The organism is Leyella stercorea (assembly GCF_019052365.1).
In the GTDB taxonomy this organism is placed as follows: domain Bacteria; phylum Bacteroidota; class Bacteroidia; order Bacteroidales; family Bacteroidaceae; genus Prevotella.
This window is the reverse complement of sequence record NZ_JAHQUY010000186.1, coordinates 1-637: the sequence shown is the minus strand read 5'-3', so window position 1 is coordinate 637 and position 637 is coordinate 1. Positions and strand designations below refer to the sequence as shown.

The 637-nt window shown below is 36.7% G+C and carries 1 pseudogene; it reads left to right on the top strand.

Going from position 1 to position 637, the window contains the following annotated elements:
• Nucleotides 1-120 precede the first annotated feature (120 nt).
• A pseudogene (locus tag KTQ90_RS13535) lies at nt 121-637 on the top strand (AraC family transcriptional regulator); the annotation flags it as partial.

The window sequence follows — 637 nt, the reverse complement described above, 5'->3', positions numbered from 1 at the left end:
TGTTTTTTATCCCAACTGGCTTATAATTCGGAAATTTATCAAAATTTGTATCAAAACTAAATAAGCATAACAATGGAACCATCTATATACAGTTTTTCACTTTGTACCGCACTGCCGTTAATGTTATTCTTCGGCTTTTATTTTTTGTTTGCAAAGACTCCTGAAAAGAAAATTTTCAAGAATTATCTCCGCTCCCGACAGATTATGGGTATAGCTATGTTGCTGCTTTCAGCAAACTATTCGGTACATTTCTTCTTTGGTATCCGATTCAAAAATGCGGATTCTGCCATATTGATGAACATGTCCACATACTTTCTGTGCTATTCTCTGTTCAGTTCGGCATTGATAATGTTGCTTGATCGTTTTTACATTACCAAACGGCGTGTGTGGACACATATCATTTTATGGATTATATTTTCAACTCTTTCCGGAGTTGTGTTGTTCCTGTTGCCAAGCGGAATCATGCAAAAAATCTCTTTATTTGCTTTAGCTGCCTGGTTAGTCGTTTTTGGAGTCGTTTTAGCTCGCAGAGTCATAATTGCATATCGTAGAGCCATTCAGATTTTCAATGAAACTCAGGCGGATGATATAGGCGCATATATCGAATGGCTTTCCATATTCACTTATTGGGCACTTA